This is a genomic window from Undibacterium sp. TC4M20W, from assembly GCF_049340245.1.
Taxonomy (GTDB): Bacteria; Pseudomonadota; Gammaproteobacteria; order Burkholderiales; family Burkholderiaceae_D; genus Undibacterium.
Genome location: NZ_JBMPPI010000077.1, coordinates 1 through 423, shown reverse-complemented (window position 1 = coordinate 423; position 423 = coordinate 1). Strand labels below are relative to the sequence as shown.

Annotated in this window: 1 protein-coding gene; it reads left to right on the top strand. The window is 51.3% G+C overall.

Annotated elements, in window-relative coordinates:
* Positions 1-423 (top strand): IS5 family transposase (locus tag ACO0LL_RS30350; protein ID WP_422954539.1); only part of this gene is annotated, 423 nt, incomplete at both ends.

The window sequence follows — 423 nt, the reverse complement described above, 5'->3', positions numbered from 1 at the left end:
CAGGTAATGGACGCCCGCCTGTTGGCGTGGAGCGCATGCTACGCATTTATTTCTTGCAACAATGGTTCAACCTGTCTGACCCGGCTGTCGAGGAAGCCTTATACGAATCCGTTTCCATGCGCAGCTTTGCCAATATTGATCTGGGCAATGAGCCAGTGCCGGATAAAACAACAGTGTGCAAATTCCGGCATCTGCTGGAGCGCCATGACCTTGGCAAACGTATCTTCGAAGAAGTAGGCCGTCATCTGCAGGAGCGAGGGATGAAAGTGTCGGGCGGCACCATCGTCGATGCTACGATCATTTCAGCACCTTCTTCCACCAAGAACAAAGAAGGCAAACGTGATCCGGAAATGCGCCAGACCAAAAAAGGCAATCAATGGTATTTCGGGATGAAGGGACACATAGGCGTTGATAGCAAGACCA